Origin of the sequence: Actinoplanes sp. NPDC049265, assembly GCF_043197135.1 — a bacterium.
Taxonomy (GTDB): domain Bacteria; phylum Actinomycetota; class Actinomycetes; order Mycobacteriales; family Micromonosporaceae; genus Actinoplanes.
Genome location: NZ_JBICSP010000002.1, coordinates 82,432 through 97,612 on the forward strand (window position 1 = coordinate 82,432; position 15,181 = coordinate 97,612).

The 15,181-nt window shown below is 71.6% G+C and carries 18 protein-coding genes; 9 read left to right on the forward strand and 9 right to left on the reverse strand.

Annotated elements, in window-relative coordinates:
• Positions 1–7: 7 nt before the first annotated feature.
• The 3 genes from ACGFIO_RS06175 to ACGFIO_RS06185 all read right to left on the reverse strand — a co-directional run bounded on the left by ACGFIO_RS06175 (position 8) and on the right by ACGFIO_RS06185 (position 1,961).
• Entirely contained in the window at positions 8–460 is a 453-nt protein-coding gene (locus tag ACGFIO_RS06175; protein WP_392822752.1) for a hypothetical protein, read from the reverse strand.
• Positions 457–834: a hypothetical protein gene (locus ACGFIO_RS06180; protein WP_392822754.1), complete on the reverse strand. Its 378-nt coding sequence runs from the start codon at positions 832–834 to the stop codon at positions 457–459. Before ACGFIO_RS06180 ends, ACGFIO_RS06175 begins: the two co-directional genes overlap by 4 nt.
• 188 nt (positions 835–1,022) lie before the next feature.
• Positions 1,023–1,961, reverse strand: coding sequence for a ribose-phosphate diphosphokinase (locus ACGFIO_RS06185; RefSeq protein WP_392822756.1), 939 nt, complete (start codon positions 1,959–1,961; stop codon positions 1,023–1,025).
• Positions 1,962–2,033: 72 nt separating this feature from the next.
• Between ACGFIO_RS06185 and ACGFIO_RS06190 the strand changes: the two genes are divergently transcribed.
• The 4 genes from ACGFIO_RS06190 (at position 2,034) to ACGFIO_RS06205 (ending at position 3,805) form a co-directional block, all read left to right on the forward strand.
• Complete coding sequence (locus ACGFIO_RS06190) at positions 2,034–2,336, forward strand: ArsR/SmtB family transcription factor (protein ID WP_392822758.1); 303 nt, start codon at positions 2,034–2,036, stop codon at positions 2,334–2,336.
• Positions 2,337–2,413: 77 nt separating this feature from the next.
• Entirely contained in the window at positions 2,414–2,608 is a 195-nt protein-coding gene (locus ACGFIO_RS06195) for a hypothetical protein (protein ID WP_392822761.1), read from the forward strand.
• Complete coding sequence (locus ACGFIO_RS06200; protein ID WP_392822764.1) at positions 2,605–3,441, forward strand: ABC transporter ATP-binding protein; 837 nt, start codon at positions 2,605–2,607, stop codon at positions 3,439–3,441. The genes ACGFIO_RS06195 and ACGFIO_RS06200 overlap by 4 nt, the downstream gene beginning before the upstream one ends.
• A 37-nt stretch (positions 3,442–3,478) precedes the next feature.
• Entirely contained in the window at positions 3,479–3,805 is a 327-nt protein-coding gene (locus tag ACGFIO_RS06205; protein ID WP_392822767.1) for a hypothetical protein, read from the forward strand.
• Here the strand turns inward: ACGFIO_RS06205 and ACGFIO_RS06210 are convergent.
• Positions 3,802–4,461: an ABC transporter ATP-binding protein gene (locus ACGFIO_RS06210; protein WP_392822769.1), complete on the reverse strand. Its 660-nt coding sequence runs from the start codon at positions 4,459–4,461 to the stop codon at positions 3,802–3,804. The genes ACGFIO_RS06205 and ACGFIO_RS06210 overlap by 4 nt on opposite strands.
• A 51-nt stretch (positions 4,462–4,512) precedes the next feature.
• Here ACGFIO_RS06210 and ACGFIO_RS06215 point away from each other — a divergent pair, with 51 nt between their 5' ends.
• Positions 4,513–5,886, forward strand: coding sequence for an Hsp70 family protein (locus tag ACGFIO_RS06215; RefSeq protein WP_392822772.1), 1,374 nt, complete (start codon positions 4,513–4,515; stop codon positions 5,884–5,886).
• Between the two features lie 8 nt (positions 5,887–5,894).
• Positions 5,895–6,626: a DUF6193 family natural product biosynthesis protein gene (locus ACGFIO_RS06220; RefSeq protein ID WP_392822774.1), complete on the forward strand. Its 732-nt coding sequence runs from the start codon at positions 5,895–5,897 to the stop codon at positions 6,624–6,626.
• 51 nt (positions 6,627–6,677) lie between these two features.
• Here the strand turns inward: ACGFIO_RS06220 and ACGFIO_RS06225 are convergent, their stop codons facing one another.
• Positions 6,678–7,682: a magnesium transporter CorA family protein gene (locus tag ACGFIO_RS06225; protein ID WP_392822776.1), complete on the reverse strand. Its 1,005-nt coding sequence runs from the start codon at positions 7,680–7,682 to the stop codon at positions 6,678–6,680.
• A gap of 82 nt (positions 7,683–7,764) precedes the next feature.
• Here ACGFIO_RS06225 and ACGFIO_RS06230 point away from each other — a divergent pair, with 82 nt between their 5' ends.
• Positions 7,765–8,820, forward strand: a complete 1,056-nt coding sequence (locus tag ACGFIO_RS06230; protein ID WP_392822779.1) for an aldo/keto reductase — start codon at positions 7,765–7,767, stop codon at positions 8,818–8,820.
• A gap of 108 nt (positions 8,821–8,928) precedes the next feature.
• Here the strand turns inward: ACGFIO_RS06230 and ACGFIO_RS06235 are convergent, their stop codons facing one another.
• Positions 8,929–9,699 (reverse strand): alpha/beta fold hydrolase, encoded by a 771-nt coding sequence (locus ACGFIO_RS06235; RefSeq protein WP_392822782.1) that lies wholly within the window; start codon positions 9,697–9,699, stop codon positions 8,929–8,931.
• Positions 9,700–9,789: 90 nt separating this feature from the next.
• Here ACGFIO_RS06235 and ACGFIO_RS06240 point away from each other — a divergent pair, with 90 nt between their 5' ends.
• Positions 9,790–10,644, forward strand: coding sequence for a LysR family transcriptional regulator (locus tag ACGFIO_RS06240; RefSeq protein ID WP_392822785.1), 855 nt, complete (start codon positions 9,790–9,792; stop codon positions 10,642–10,644).
• A gap of 148 nt (positions 10,645–10,792) precedes the next feature.
• Here ACGFIO_RS06240 and ACGFIO_RS06245 read toward each other — a convergent pair whose 3' ends face one another.
• Together ACGFIO_RS06245 and ACGFIO_RS06250 are read right to left on the reverse strand one after the other, a co-directional pair.
• The gene (locus ACGFIO_RS06245) at positions 10,793–13,030 is read right to left on the reverse strand and encodes an ATP-binding protein (protein WP_392822788.1); all 2,238 of its coding nucleotides are present in this window, start codon (positions 13,028–13,030) and stop codon (positions 10,793–10,795) included.
• Positions 13,031–13,366: 336 nt separating this feature from the next.
• The gene (locus tag ACGFIO_RS06250) at positions 13,367–13,813 is read right to left on the reverse strand and encodes a nitroreductase/quinone reductase family protein (RefSeq protein ID WP_392822791.1); all 447 of its coding nucleotides are present in this window, start codon (positions 13,811–13,813) and stop codon (positions 13,367–13,369) included.
• A gap of 56 nt (positions 13,814–13,869) precedes the next feature.
• Here ACGFIO_RS06250 and ACGFIO_RS06255 point away from each other — a divergent pair, with 56 nt between their 5' ends.
• Positions 13,870–14,535, forward strand: coding sequence for a TetR/AcrR family transcriptional regulator (locus tag ACGFIO_RS06255; protein ID WP_392822793.1), 666 nt, complete (start codon positions 13,870–13,872; stop codon positions 14,533–14,535).
• A gap of 43 nt (positions 14,536–14,578) precedes the next feature.
• On the opposite strand, the gene ACGFIO_RS06260 is transcribed toward ACGFIO_RS06255, so the two are convergent.
• Positions 14,579–15,109, reverse strand: a complete 531-nt coding sequence (locus ACGFIO_RS06260) for a hypothetical protein (RefSeq protein WP_392822796.1) — start codon at positions 15,107–15,109, stop codon at positions 14,579–14,581.
• Positions 15,110–15,181: the final 72 nt, after the last annotated feature.

A 15,181-nucleotide genomic window follows, 5' to 3' on the forward strand; every position in this document is an offset into this window, starting at 1 on the left:
ATTCGGGTCAGGCGAAGTCGGCGTCCATCTGCTTCATGACCACGCGGGCCTGGGCGAACAGCATGCCGATGTTCGCGACCCGCTTGCACACCACCACCGCGACCAGGTCCTGGTGGCGGTTGCTGCGCAGGAACAGGTGCACCAGGTCGTCGCTGTTGACCAGCATCTCCTGGAAGTAGTGCCGGTCGCTCTGCGTGTGCCGGTCGGCGAAGACGTCCCGGATGATCGAGACGTTGCGCCCCTGGAACAGGTCGAACGTGGCCGCCGCGAGGAGGTCCAGCTGCTCGTCGGGCTGCTGGTCGTCGATCGTGTCCACGGCCAGCAGCATGCCGGTCGACATGTCCACCAGCGCCGCCGTGATGGCCTCGGGCACCTGGCCGCGGAACGTCCGCACCGTGTCGGTGACCACCTGGGACATGCTGCGCCCGGTGGTCACCGGCTTCTCGTCGACGGCCGTCATACGTCGAGGTCGGCTTCGATCTTGCGGAGCTGGTGACGGGCCAGACCGAGGTTGGCGCGGCTCTTGCTGAGCGCGAGGTAGAGGAACAGCGCGTCGCCGCCACCGCGACGGTTCGGGATCAGCCGGATCAGGTGGTACTGGGAGTCCAGGGTGATCAGGATGTCCTCGATGTCCTCGCCGAGTCCCAGCATCTCGACGGCGCGCATCTTGGCCCGGACGACGTCGGTGTTGCCGGCTGCCGCGACGTTCATGTCCATCGCCGGCGAGCCGCCGATGACGCCCAGCGTCAAACCGCTGGTGTAGTCCACGAGGGCCACGCCGATCGCGCCCTCGATGGCCATCGCTTCCTTGAGAGAGGTCTCGATGTTGGCCACTTGCTCTCGCCTCCGTGGGGGGTGTCAGCTTTGCGATCTTGCCGCCGCCGAGCGTGACACACGTTCACCCGAAAGAGACCGCCCGAGCTGGCAAAATGCTTCAGGATGGACTGATCATCGGTGGTTACTCAGTCCGATCTCTCGAAAATGCATCATGCCGGACGATGGACACGGGCCGTGTTCAAGGTTTACGCGAAGAGTGCGCTGACGCTCTCGCCGTTGTGGATGCGGCGCATCGCCTCGGCCAGCGGGGCCGCCACCGACAGCACGGTCAGCTTGTCGGTCTGTTTGGCCGGCGGGATCGGGACGGTGTTCGTGCACACGATCTCCTCGACGTCCTTCTCGGCGCTCAGCCGCTCGATCGCGTCGCCCGAGAACAGGCCGTGCGTGCAGGCCACCCGGACGCTGCGGATGCTCCGCTCACGGAGCCGGCCGAGCAGCTCGAACACCGTGCTGCCCTTGGCGATCTCGTCGTCCAGGACGATCACGTCCCGGTCGGTCACCTCGCCGATGACCGAGCTGATCACCACCTTGTCGTCGGCGAAGCGCTGCTTGGCGCCGGCCGCCACCTCGACGCCGAGCATCCGGGCGAACGCCGCCGCCTCCTTGGCGTTGCCCAGGTCCGGGGAGACCACCACGGTGTTGCTCAGGTCGTAGCCCCGGAAGTGGTCGGCCAGCTCGCGCAGGGCGTGCAGGTGGTCGACCGGGATGCTGAAGAAGCCGTGCACCTGCGGCGAGTGCAGGGTCATGGCCAGGATGCGGTCGGCGCCGGCCTGATGCAGCAGGTCGGCCACCAGGCGGCCGCCGATGGAGATGCGGGGGGCGTCCTTCTTGTCGGAGCGGGCGTACGCGTAGTGCGGCAGCACCACGGTGATCCGCCCGGCCGACGCGCCCCGGGCCGCGTCGAGCATGAACAGCAGCTCGACCAGGTTCTCCTGGGTCGGTGGCACGAGGGGCTGGATCAGGAACACGTCCCGTTCCCGGCAGTTTCCCTGCAGCTGCACCTCGATGCAGTCGTTGGCGAACCGGGACACCCGGGTCGGCAGCAGCGGCACCCCCAGGTGGTGGCAAATCTCGGCGGCCAGGGCAGGATGGGCACTTCCACTGAAAACGGCGATGTCGCGCACGGGCCCCACCCTAGGTGGCGCTGTCCGGCCACTTGCGGGCGACCTTAGGTTCCTCTACGGTAACCGTTACTCATGAGCGACCAAGCGTTTGACCTGGCCTTCGACGCCCTCGGTGATCCGATGCGGCGGCGCATCGTCGAACGGTTGCGGCCCGGACCGCTGCCGGTCGGCGAGCTGGCCGCCCAGCTGCCGATCGGCCGCCCCGCGGTCTCCAAACACCTCAAGGTGCTCCAGGGCGCGGGCCTGGTCGAACACCGCAGCGTCGGCACCCGCAACCTGTACGCGCTGGCACCGCCCGGCTTCACCCCCCTCCAGCAGTGGCTGGCCGGCATGTGGGACGACGCGCTGACCGCCTTCTCCCGGGAAATCCCATGACCCTCCCACCGACATCGCCCCCGTCTGCGCCAAACAGACCCTGGTGACGATCACCCACTCGGGCTGGGAGACGATCGATGCCCGCCAGGAGTACCGCTCCGGTGGCCCCGGTCCTGACCGGCTACGTCCGCCAGGTGCGCTCGCCGGTGACCGAGGACGGCACGATCGTCCCGCTGCTCGCCCACTCCCCCGGGACCGGCGATGTGCGGTCGCCCGGCTTCCGGGGACTGGGTCGTCGCGAGCACCGGAGTTTCACTATCGTGATCGCATGAACGGGCTGGCTGTGGCTTGTCGCCGGGTTGTGCACATCTACCGCGCCGAGGCGGGGGACGTGGTGGCCCTGGCCGGGGTCGACCTGTCCATCGCGCCCGGCGAGACGCTCGCACTGGTCGGACCGTCCGGCTCGGGCAAATCCACGCTGATCGCGCTGCTGGCCGGCCTGATGCGGCCGTCGGCCGGGCGGATCAACATCGGCACGTACGACATGGGCAAGCTCTCCGACGCCGAGGTGTCCCGGCTGCGTGGCACCGAGATCGGGGTGGTGCTGCAGGGCGCGGCACGCAACCTCCTGCCCTACGTGTCACTGCACCGCAACATCTGGCTCGCGCAGCGCCGGGCCGCGCACACCCGCGGCATCGAGCTCGACGACCCCGACCGCATCCTCGACCTGGTCGGATTGCCCGGTCAGGGCCGCGCCCGGCTGGACGACCTGACCCCCGGTGGCCGGCAGCGGGCCGCCCTGGCCGTGGGCATCGCCGCCGGGCCGGGCCTGCTGCTGGTCGACGAGCCGACCAGCCGGCTCGACACCAAGGGCCGCGACGAGGTGCTCGCCGCGATGGAGACGGTCAACCAGGAACGGCAGACCACCATCGTGGTGGTGACCCACGACAACGAGGTCGGCGCCCGGCTGGGCCGCGCGGTGACGATCCGGGACGGCCGGGTCGGCGCCGAGGGGCGCGACGGGCAGGACTTCGCGGTCGTGGCCGGGGACGGGACAGTGCAGCTGCCACCGGACGTGCTGGGCTCGTACCCGCCGGGCACGCTCTTCACGGTCCAGCACGTCGACGGCGAGGTGACCCTGGTTCCCGGGGGAACCGAGGCATGAGTTGAACCTCGGGACGTCCCCTCCGTAGAGGAAATGCATGAACGCCTTGACCGAGCAGCTGACCCTGAGCGCCGACCTGGCCGGCCGCTACAGTGCGGCCATGCGTGACCTGCCCGGTCACGCCGATCGGCTCAGGCACCTGCGGGACGAGCACATCAGCCACCTGATCGCCCTGCTCGACCAGACCTGCGCCGGTCCGGCCCAGGCCCGCGACGCCGGCGCCGTACTGCGGGAACTGCGCGAGCTGGAGGACACCGCGGCCCTCCGGGCCGGGCAGGCCTGCCTGGCCGCCCCCGACGCGGAGGCGATCCTGCTCGGCACCATCGCGGCCGCGCTGGCCGCGCACGGCGAAGCTCTGACCTAAGTCGTGTTCCGGACCCAGCCGGCCTCGCCGTCGAGCAGGTGCAGCTCGCGGTCGCAGAGGGCGGCCGCCTCCGGGTCGTGGGTGGCCAGCACCACGGCGGCGCCACGGTGGGCCTCCGAGCGCAGCATGTCCATCACCTTCTGCCGGTTGGACGCGTCCAGCTCACTGGTCACCTCGTCGGCCAGCACCACGTCGCCGGCCAGGGCGAGGCCGCGGGCGATGGCCGTACGCTGCTGCTGCCCACCGGACAGCTCCTCGATCAGCTGATCGCCGTGCGCGGCCAGACCGACCCGTTCCAGCGCCTCCGCGGTCCGCCGGCGCGCCTCGGCCGGCGTACCCCCGGTGGCGATCACCGCGACCGCGATGTTCTCCGCCGCCGTGAGAATCGCGGCCAGCCCGTTGTCCTGCGGGATCAGCACCACGCCGAGGGACACCGCGAGATCGCGGCCGTCCAGCGCGGCGTCGTCCACGAGCACCTTGCCGGCCACCGGGGTAAGCAGACCGGCCATGGCCGCCAGCAGCGTCGTCTTGCCCGCACCGGACGGCCCGGTCACGGCCAGGATCTCCCCCGGCCGCACGGTGACCGACACGTCGCGCAACACCGGCTCACCGGCGCCGTAGCCGATCGACGCCGCCTCGACCGTGAGCGTCCTCATCGGATGGCCACCCCCTCGCCCGGACAGATCCTCGGGAGCATACTTCCCTGGATGGAATACGCACTGGGCGTCGACCTCGGGACCACCCATGTCGCGGCGGCCGTGAACGTCGACGGCCGGGTCGACGTGGTCCAGCTCGGCGACCGGAACCCGGAGATGCCGGCACTGATCCACCTGGCCGAAGACGGCCGGACGACGGTCGGCGACAGCGCCGCCCGGCACGGCCGCACCGACCCTTCCCGCCTGGCCCGCGAGGTGAAACGCCGGATCGGCGACCCGGTCCCGATCCTGGTCGGCGGGACGCCGTTCTCCGCGCACGCGTTGCTCGGACGGCTGCTCGAACACGTGGTCGAGACGGTCACCCGGCAGTACGACGGGCCGCCGGCCCGGGTGGTCGTGACGCATCCGGCCAACTGGGGCCCGTACAAGCGGGAACAGCTCGACCAGGTCTTCGCGGCCGCCGGGCTGACCGGGGTGGTGACCCGGACCGAACCCGAGGCGGCCGCGCTGCACCACGCGGCGGGCAAACGGATCGCCCCCGGCGAGCTGATCGCCGTGTACGACCTGGGCGGCGGCACCTTCGACGCGACGGTGCTGCGGCGCACCACCGACGGCTACTCGATGGTCGGCCCGTCCAGTGGCATCGAACAGCTCGGCGGCATGGACTTCGACGCGGCCGTCTTCGAGCACGCGTCCCGGGTGCTCGGCCCGGACCTGGCCCAGCACGACCTGCACGACCTCGCACCGCTGCGCCGCGAATGCGTCGAGGCCAAGGAGGCGCTGTCCTTCGACGACGAGGTGCGGATTCCCGTGGCGCTGCCCCGGCTCCACACCCGGGTCCGTCTGACCCGCGCCGAGTTGGAGGCGCTGATCACGCCGGCGCTGGGCGACACGGTGGCGGCGTTCGGGCGCGCGATCCGCGACGCCGGCGTGACCGCCGACGAGATCTCGATGGTCCTGCTGAGCGGGGGATCGTCGCGCATTCCGCTGGTCACGCAGCTGCTTTCGGCCGCGTACGGGCGGCCGATCGCGCCCGACCCCCATCCTGAGCACAGCATCGCCCTGGGGGCGGCGCTGGTGGCGGGCTCGCTCCCGGCCCCCTCGCCTTCTCCACCTCCTTTGTCATCACCTCCGCTGCCTTTGTCCCCGCCGTCTTTGTCACCACCGCCTTTGTCACCGCCGGGTGATCGGCCTCCGCTGCCGCGGGCCACTGTGCGGGCGGTTGCCCGATCGGCGGACACCACTCAGGAGTTCGCGCCCCTCGCCCCCGGGCCCGACCCCGGCGCCGCGTTCCGCCGCCGCCAGCGGATGGCCCTGATCGCCGCCATCGTCATCGTGCTCATCGGCGCGGTCGGCGGGGTGGCGCTGGCCGTGCGGGGCCGCGACGACGTCCGCCCGGCCGGCGTCACCGGCACGGTCCGGTAGGCCGCACGATGGCCGACCACTTCCTCTACCCCGACGTCGCGGCCGCCGGCGACCTCCGCGTGTTGCTGCAGCGGGCCTTCGACGGCGCCGGCATCCCGCTCCGGGTAGGCCCCGAGCAGACCCCCGGCCGGGTCAGCGTCGAGGCCGGCGACCGGTCGGCCACGGTCAGCACGGCCACGAGCAGCCGCGCGTTCCTGATCCAGCTGTGGACGCGCACCGTACAGATGGCCTATGGCTCGATCGACACCCCCGACCGGGCGGCGGCCGCGATCGGCATGTTCCTGTCCGGCGTACCCCTGCGGCGTTTGACGTCGGCGTGGCCGTTCCTCACGTTCACCGGTTTCGCCGAGGCCTTCGAGCGCGGCGAGCCGTACGCCATCGCGTTCCGCTGGCAGGAGTACCTGGACATCTCCTCCACCCGGTCGCTGCCCCTGCTCAACCTGCACGCCTTCCTCCTGGCCGCGTCCACCGAGCCCCGCCTGCGCGCCCTGTTCCCGTTCACCAGCCACGCCGACCTGGGCTTCCGCCGCCAGGTGAGCGACCCGGCGTCCCGTTCCCTGGCCTGGGTCCGCCCGCACGGCGAAGGCCGCTACCTGGTCACCGGCCCGCACCGCGCCCGCCTCGGCCGGCCCGGCCCGATCCGCACACCCGACCTGGGCCCGGTGCCCGGCGCCCTCGGCCCGGCCGGCCCCGGGGAAAGCGTCACCCTGGTCCTGCGGGCAATGGCCGAGCCCGGCTGACCCGCACCACCCACCCCGCTACGACCAGCTCTTGACCTTGAATTCTGATCGTCACAGCCAGTTCTTGCGCTTGAAGGTCAGGATCAGCCCACCCGCCGCCCCCAGCATCAGCAGCGCGCTGACCACCACGCCGAGCCAGGTACCGGACGTCGGATACGGGACGTTCTGGCCGAAATAGCCAGTCACCGCCGTCGGCACCGCGATGATCGCGGCCCAGGCGGCCAGTTTCTTGGTGATGTCGTTGAGGGCGTTGCTCTGCTCGTTGAGGTCGGCGTCGAGGAGGCCGTTGATGCGTTCGCGGGCCATCTCGGTGGTTTCGGCGGCGTGCTGGGCGTGGTCCTGCACGTCGCGGAGGTAGGGCTTGAGCTGGTCGGACAGGTGCAGGTGGGCACCGATGTCGAGGAGTTCGGTGACGATGGCCGGCATGGGGGCGACGCCGCGCTGGAGCATGGCCAGGGTGCGCCGCAGGTCGAAGCCGCGCGCCCGCACGGCCCGCGGGGCGCCGCCCTCCTTCAGCAGCTCGTCCTCGACGCTGTCCATGGCCCGGTCGAGTTTCTGGGCGGCGTCCAGCTGGGCGTCCATGACCACGTCGAGCAGGCCGTAGACCAGGAACGCCACCCCGCTCTCGGCGCCCAGCGTGGCGCTGTCGGCGTCCCAGCGGGAGGTCAGCGTGGACAGGTCGCCCTGGGCCTTGTGCACGGTGATCAGGGCCCGTTCGAGGATGAACGCGCTGATCTCGGTCTTGTGCAGCGACGGCGGGTTGGTGGCGACCCGCACCTGGTAGACGTTGAGGAACAGGTGCTCGGAGTAGCGGTCGAGCTTGGGGCGCTCGTGGTCCTGGACGGCGTCCTCGACGGCCAACGGGTGCAGGCCGAAGATCTCCTGCGCGGCGGCCAGGTCGGGTTCCTCGGGATCGAGCAGGTCGAGCCACAGCACCGCGTCGGGGTGCCGGCGGAGCAGGGCGGGGATGCGCTCCGGCGGGAAGCCTTCCTCGACCACCTTGCCGGCCTGGTAGAGCCGGGTGGTGGCGGGCGGGCCGGAAGTCGTGGTGGTCACATCTGAAGTCTTACCCGGTTCGGTGGACAGCCGTGCGGACGCGGGTAAGGGTTCTTTCGTAGACGACGAAGGGTGAAGCAAAATGCAGTATCGCCAACTGGGCCGGTCCGGTCTGCGGGTCTCGACGTTCACGCTGGGCACGATGGGCTTCGGCGGCACCGGGTTCGCGGCCAGCGTCGGCAAGATCGACGTGGCCGGAGCACGCGAGCAGATCGCGGTGGCCAAGGACTTCGGGGTCAACCTGATCGACACCGCGGACGTCTACTCGACCGGCTGGTCGGAGGAGATCCTGGGCGAGGCGCTCGGCGACAAACGCGACGACTGGCTGGTCGCGACCAAGGTCCGGATGCCGATGGCCGAGGGCCCGAACGACGCCGGCCTGTCCCGCCACCACATCATCCGCGGCGCCGAGGCCAGCCTGCGCCGCCTCAAGACCGACTACATCGACCTTTACCAGGTGCACGAGTGGGACGGCCACACCCCGCTGGAAGAGACCCTGAGCGCGCTGAACGACCTGGTCCGCAGCGGCAAGGTGCGCTACATCGGCTGCTCCAACTATGCCGCCTGGCAGCTGATGAAGGCCCTGTCGATCAGCGACGCCAGGCACCTGGAGCGGTTCGTCAGCCAGCAGATGTACTACAGCCTGCAAAATCGTGACATCGAGGCCGAACACATCCCGCTGACCGTCGACCAGGGCCTCGGCGTGCTGGTCTGGAGCCCGCTGGCCGGCGGCCTGCTCAGCGGCAAGTATCGCCGCGGCACCGACGCCCCCGAGGGCAGCCGGCACCTCGGCGACTGGGACGAGCCGCCGGTCAACGACGAGGACAAGCTCTACGCGACAATCGAGAAGGCGGTCCAGATCGGCGAGGCGCACGGGGTGTCCGCGGCCCGGGTGTCGCTGGCCTGGCTGCTCCGCAAGCCCGGCGTCACTTCCCTGATCGTCGGGGCGCGCACCCCCGAGCAACTCCGCGACAGCCTGAGCGCGTCCGAGCTGGACCTGACCGACGACGAGGTGGCGGCCCTGGACGACGTGAGCGGTTCGCCGCTGCGCTACCCGTTCTGGCATCAACGCAACACCAGCAGCGACCGGCTCAGCCCCGCCGACCTCACCCAGATCGGGCCGTTCCTCGACAAATAGATCAAGGTCAAGGGCCTGATGTCGTAGCGGGGTGGTGGTGCGGACCGTCGCTCCCGCCGAGGTCGCTTCGCTCCATGTCCGTGATTGGTCGTTACTCCAAGAGCTCGGTCAGCGCCTCCCGGTATCAGCCGGCGGCAACGAGTCCCAGAAAGCGCGCAACGTGTCGGCGGCCCGTGCCGGGTCCTGCAGCATCCAGTAGTGGCCGAGACCGTCGAGCTCCCGCAGGAGGGCGCCCGTGGTCGCGGCGACTTCCTCGTTCTGGGTGCGGACCTCGTCCGGGTCGACGCCGTCCATCGCGTCGCCGGTCGGCATCAGGATCAGGCCGGGTACGTCGATCGGCGCGGCTTTCCAGTCGGCGTCGAAGTTCGGCCACGCGGAGCGGTAGAGCGCCAGGATCGCGGCGTCCATCGTCTCGTCGTGCGCCGCGTCGATGTCGGCTCCCACCTCGGGCGTCATGCCGCGCGGGCCCAGCAGCCGGCCGAAGGTGCCGGGGGTGCCGGCACGGATGGCCGCGAGCGACTGCTCACCCTCCGGGCTCTGCTGCCACATGGTCGCGGCCGGGTGCCAGCGGTAGCCAGGATGCCAGCCGTAGGCGACGTCGGAGACCCAGCTGCGCACCGGTACGCCGGGGAACGCGGACACCACCCGCATGGCCAGATGGCCACCCCAATCGTGGCCGACGAGATCGATGTCGGCACCGATGTTCCGCAACTCGCCCGCAAGCCAGGCGGCGTACGCGTCCTTACCGGTCAGCTCCGGCGGCCGAGGCGAACCGAAGCCCGGCAGCCGTAGGGCCACGCTGTCACCCGGGAGCAGGCGCCGGACGGCGTCCCACACAGTCGGCGTTTCCGGCACGCCATGAACGAAGACGATAGTCACGAGCACCGATCCTGCACCTGGCCGAGGCCCGGAGCCCAGACCGATCCCGGCATGCGCGTCCATGCCGGACGGGCATGGGAGACTGGCAGAGTGGCCGATGTCGAGTTCCGCCAGCTGCTCTACCTGATCGCCGTCGCCGATCACGGCGGCATCACCCGTGCCGCGGAGAGTCTCGGGATGACCCAGCCCGCCCTGAGCCGGGCCGTCGCCGCCCTCGAACGATCCGTGGGAGTGGCCCTCGTCGTCCGGCTGCCCCGCGGGGCCGTCCTGACCGCCGCCGGACAGATCCTCGTCGACCGGGCCCGGGTGATCAGCCGGGAGGTAAGCGCCGCCGTCAGCCAGTCCCGCGAGGTCGGGGCACGCAAGTCACCCATCCGGATCAGCGCCCGAGCCTGCGACTTCGATCTAGTCGGCGAGCTGCTCGCGCGCGATCCCGATCAACCGGTCGAGCCGGTCATGGCGCACTGGCGCACGCAACTGGCCTCGTTGCGAGCCGGCGTCGTGGATATCGCTCTGGTCAGCGGCGAGTTCGACGAGACCGGCCTGGACACCGCGCTGGTCACCGTCCAGGACCGGGTGGTGATGCTGCCAGCAAGCCACCGGTTCGCCGGGCAGCACTCCGTCGGCCGCGCTGATCTGTTCGCCGATCCGGTCCTGGGCTGGGTGGGCACCACCGGACCGGAGCGTGATTACTGGCTGGATGGAGCCCCCCTGGCCGGACCGGAGGTGGAGGATCTGCTCCAGCTCGTAGTGCACGTGCGATCCGGCGACGGCGTCGCGTTCCTGCCGCTTCCGATGCTGGCCGAGGCGCCGTCGCTGCCCGGGATCCGGCTGATCCGGGTCGACGGTCTGGCCCCGGCCCGGGTCCGGCTGGCCTGGGTGTCTGATCTGACGTCAACCAGGATCGCCCGGTTCGTCGCCGCGTACGAGTCAGTGCCTCGGTGAGCTAGCCGGCCGGCCGGTTGAGGGCTGCGCACCTTGACCGTCGGGCCGGCCGGGCCGCCGGAGGTGACCAGGGCGCCGAGCTCCAGGGCCAGGTCCGGTGAACGTATAGCCCGCGCGTACCTCGGCTGGAAGGTCCATGAACAGCAACCTAGCTGGAAGAACGCCCGGCGCGAAGCCGGGCCAGGTTGCGTTCGACCTCCTCCGAGGCGTGCGAGCCGATCTCCTGGTAGATCTCCAGCGCTTCCTGCCAGCAGCGGCCGGCCGCGTCCGCGTGGCCCAGCTCGTGGTGGGCCGAGCCGGCGTGGCTGAGCACCTCGGCCTCGTGGAAACGGTCGCCACTGCGGTGGAACAGGGCCGCCGACCGCTCGTACATCTCGGCCGCCAAGGCCACCTCGCCGCGCGCCTCGTAGGCCACGGCCAGGCTGTCGGTGGTCGCCGCCTGCCCGTTGAGGTCGCCGCCGGCCTCCTGGATCTCCAGCGCCTCGCGGCAGTTGGCGATGGTCTCGTCGTACTCGCCCAGGTTGGCCGCGATCCAGCCGACGGCGTTCAGGGCCCGGGCCAGGCCGGCTGAGTATCCGGCCTGGCGGTAGAGGGCGACCGCTTGCCGGGAGTGGCCGATCGCGTCGGCCGGGCGGTCTGATTGCAGCGCGATCTCGCCCAGGTTGTGCAGCGCCTGCGCCTCGCCGAGCAGGTCACCGAGCCCGGCGTAGAGGTCGCGGGCGGCGCGCATGCCCTCGTCGGCCTCGGCCAGCCGGCCGGTGCGGGAGTCGGCCCGGGCCAGCAGGCGACGGGCGGTGGCCTGGCCGAGGACGTCGCCGGAGCGGGTGGCCGCGGTCAGGCCGAGACGCTGCAGGGGCCCGCTCTCGGACCAGCGCGCGCCGGGTGCGTAGAAGCAGCTGAGGTACGCGGCCAGGCGCCACGGGTACGCGTCGGCGCCGGTCTCGACGGCCGAGCGCAGGATGCCGGGGAGCACGCGGTCCTCGGCGGTGAACCACGCGGTCGCCTCCTCGTGCGTGGCCGGCCGGTCGGCGGTGCCGGTCAGCGGCTCGGGCATGGGGACCTTGAGCCACTGCGGTTGCAGCAGTTCCCCGGCCGCGCACGCGCGTTGCAGGTAGTGGTCGTACATCCGCAACCGGGCAGCGGTCAGGTCCTCAGGGTCCTCGGCGCTTCGCGCCAGCTCGTTGGCGTACGCGCGGAGCAGGTCATGAAACGCGAACCGGCCGGGCCGGTGCTGGGCGAGCAGATGCAACCGGGTCAGCTCGGCCAGCAGCGGCGCCACCTCGGCCACCGGCACGCCGGCCAGGGCGGCCGCGGCGCTCGCGGTCAGGTCCGGTCCCGGGTGCGGCCCGAGCAGCCGGAACAGCCGCCGCGCCTCCTTCGAGCAGGCGAGGTACGACCAGCTGAAGACCCGCCGCACGTCTCCGTCGGCCAGCGCGTCCAGTCGCCCGTCGGGCGCCCGCAGCTCGGCCGCGAACGTGGACAGCGGGAAGCCGGGATGGGTGGCTATGCGGGCCGCCGCGATGGTCAGCGCCAGCGGCAGCCGGGCCGTGCAGGCGATGATCTCGGCCGCGGCGTCCGGTTCGGCGGTCACCCGGTCGGCGCCGGCCCGGGCGGTGAGCAGCGCCCACGCCTCCGCCTCGGAGAGCACGTCGAGCAGCACCGGCCGGGCGCCCTGGGCGGCGACCAGCCCGGCCATCCGGTCCCGGCTGGTGACCACGACCGCGCAGCCGCCGGCCGCGGGCAGCAGGGGCCGGACCTGCTCCTCGTCGCGGGCGTTGTCGAGGACCACGAGCACCCGCCGGTCGCCGAGTACGGTGCGGTAGAGCGCGGCGCGTTCGTCGAGGCTGCGCGGGATCCGGCCGGGTGGCACGTCGAGGGCCTGGAGGAAGCCGCGCAGCACGTCGGACGGGTCGGCCACGGACTCGGCGGCGTCGAAGCCGCGCAGGTTGACGTAGAGCTGGCCGTCCGGGTAGTCGTCGCGGACCCGGTGGGCCCAGTGCAGAGCGAGCGCGGTCTTGCCGACGCCGGCCATGCCGGCCACCGCGGACAGCACCACGGTGGCGGGCCGTTCGCCGGAGGCGCCGACGACATCGTCCAGCCGGGACAGTTCGCCGGCCCGGCCGGAGAAGTCGGCGATGTCCAGCGGCAGCTGCCGCGGCCCGGTGGACGGCGCCTCCGGGGCAGCCGACCGCAGGAACCGCTCGCGCTCGGCGCCGCGGAGCCGGAAGGCGTCGGCCAACAGGCGTACCGTGCTGGCCCGGGGCCGGGCCACCCGCCCCGCCTCGAGATCCCGGATGCCGCGCACGCTGATCCCGGTCCGCGTGGCCAGCTCGCCCTGGGTGAGTCCTTCCTGTCGCCGGAGTTCCGCCACCGAACGGCCGAACACCCATCCACCTCCGCCGTTTTGTTCCCCCGTCGGGGTCAGCCTACGACGTCGGGGCGATTCGCAACTGCCGGTCAACTGCCGGTCGGTTTCCTGGCCGAACACCGGGTTGATTGGCGAGAGTGGAGGTCGGGCTTTCCTCGGTCGGGGATGTCTCGACGCCGGTCGCGCCGCCCGGCCGGCCGGGTACGACGTCGTCATGGTGCTCCGGCACCGAGAACGGGGGGATGACGTCGTCCCGGCCTACGGGGCCCTGGGCGTGCGCGACCGGCGTCGTCCCGTTTCAGTGGTGGCCCAGGGCGGTGTCCGCCGCCCCGACGGCGCGCTGGGCTACCACTGTCATGGGGCGGGGGCCAGGACGACCACGGCGGTTTCGCGGCCGCGGCGGGCGGCGAGGGCGTCCAGTTCGCCGTACCCGGAGTAGTCGCGCAGCGTGGCCCAGAGGCGGTCACGTTCGGTGCCGGTGGCTTCTCGCGCGTACACGATCCGTTTGCTCCCGGCCAGGTCGACCCGGCTCTCGGGCCGCGACCGCAGGTTGAGCCACCAGGCCGGGTCGGGCCCGGCCCAGCCGTTCATAGCCAGGGTGACCAGGTTGTCGCCGTCCTCGATGTAGCCGAGCACGACGGCGCGCGCCTTTCCCGACTTCCGGCCCACGGTGTGCAGCCGGAGCATCCCGAACCGGCCGTTCGTGGTGGGCGTGGACAGGCCCACGCGATCTCTGGTCAGGCCGAGCAGCGCCTTGTGCGCGACCCAGGCGGTACGGATGAACCAACGCGGCGGCATCATTTCTACACTGTAGGTCTACGACGTAGAAAAGGGAAGCGGGCAAGTAGGGTGAGGGTGTGCCACGACGTTCCGCCTCAGGTTCCACCCGTGCCGGCTCCCGGCTCAGTCGCGAGACCATCGTCTCGGCGGCGGTCGAGCTGGCCGACCGGGAAGGGCTGAACGCGCTGAGCATGCGCCGGTTGGCCCAGCAGCTGGGCGTCGACGCCATGTCGACCTACTACCACCTGCCCGACAAGAACGCGCTGCTCACCGCCATGGCCGACGCCGTCGTGGCCGAGATCGTGCCGCCCCCGCCGACGGACGCGCCGTGGACCGAGGAGTTGCGGGCGCTCATCACGGCGGCCCGGAGCACGGTGTCCCGGCACCCGTGGGCGGCCCACATTCTGGAACAGCGCCAGGAACCGTCACCGGCGGTCATGCTGCACATCGAGCGGGTGCTGGCCGTCATGCGGCGCGGCGGGTGCTCGGTCGCGCTCGGCCACCACGCGATCCACCTGCTGGGCAGCCGCATCCTCGGCTTCAGTCAGGACCTGTTCGACGACAAAGCCGCCCCCGCCCCACCACCCGAGCGGATCGAGCAGTGGGCCACGGCCATGCCGCACATCGCCGAACTGGCCGCCCAGGTGTCCCACCAGGGCCCCCTGGGCGGCTGCGACGACGACGAAGAGTTCGCGTTCGCCCTCGACGTGCTGCTCGAAGGCCTGGAACGCCGGCGAACCTAAGGCGTGTTTCACAACCCGGCCAGGGCTGGGTTGTAAACACGCCTTAGCTGGACGGGCGGGGCGTCGGGGCCAGCGCCTCGCACGCCTCGCGGGCCTTCCGCAGAGTGGCGTCATCCGGGGGCGCCGACGCGCCCGAACCGAACGTGGCACCGTGTTCCTGCAGGCAGTTGCGGTACGCCGGGGACATCTGCCCCCGCCCGCCGCGCCCGTTGCCGCCGCCCGGACCGAAACTCGGCCGCACCGACGCGCACGCCGCCTGCGCCTTCTCCCAGGTGGCGTCGTCCACGCCGTCCGGCTTGCCGCCCATGAGGCCGCCGCCACCCGGACGCGGGCCACCGGACGGCCGGGGCTGACCCGAGGGACGGGCACCACGGGACGGGCGGGTGATCGTGACACCGTTCTTCTGCAGGCACTCGAAGTACGCGTTCATCGCGGTGCCACCCGGGCCGCCCGGGCCTCCGCCGCTCTGCTCGCTGCCGGTCGGAGGCGCCGCGTCGCCGCCACCGCCGCAGGCCGCCGCCCCGAACAGCAGGGCCAGGGATGCAAGGACCAGTCCGGTTCGGTGCAGCGCCACGATCGTCTCCTCAGCGAAGTGGTGTCACCTCCTGGTGCGCAGAGCAGCTCTGCTCACTACGAGGTGGTGTCG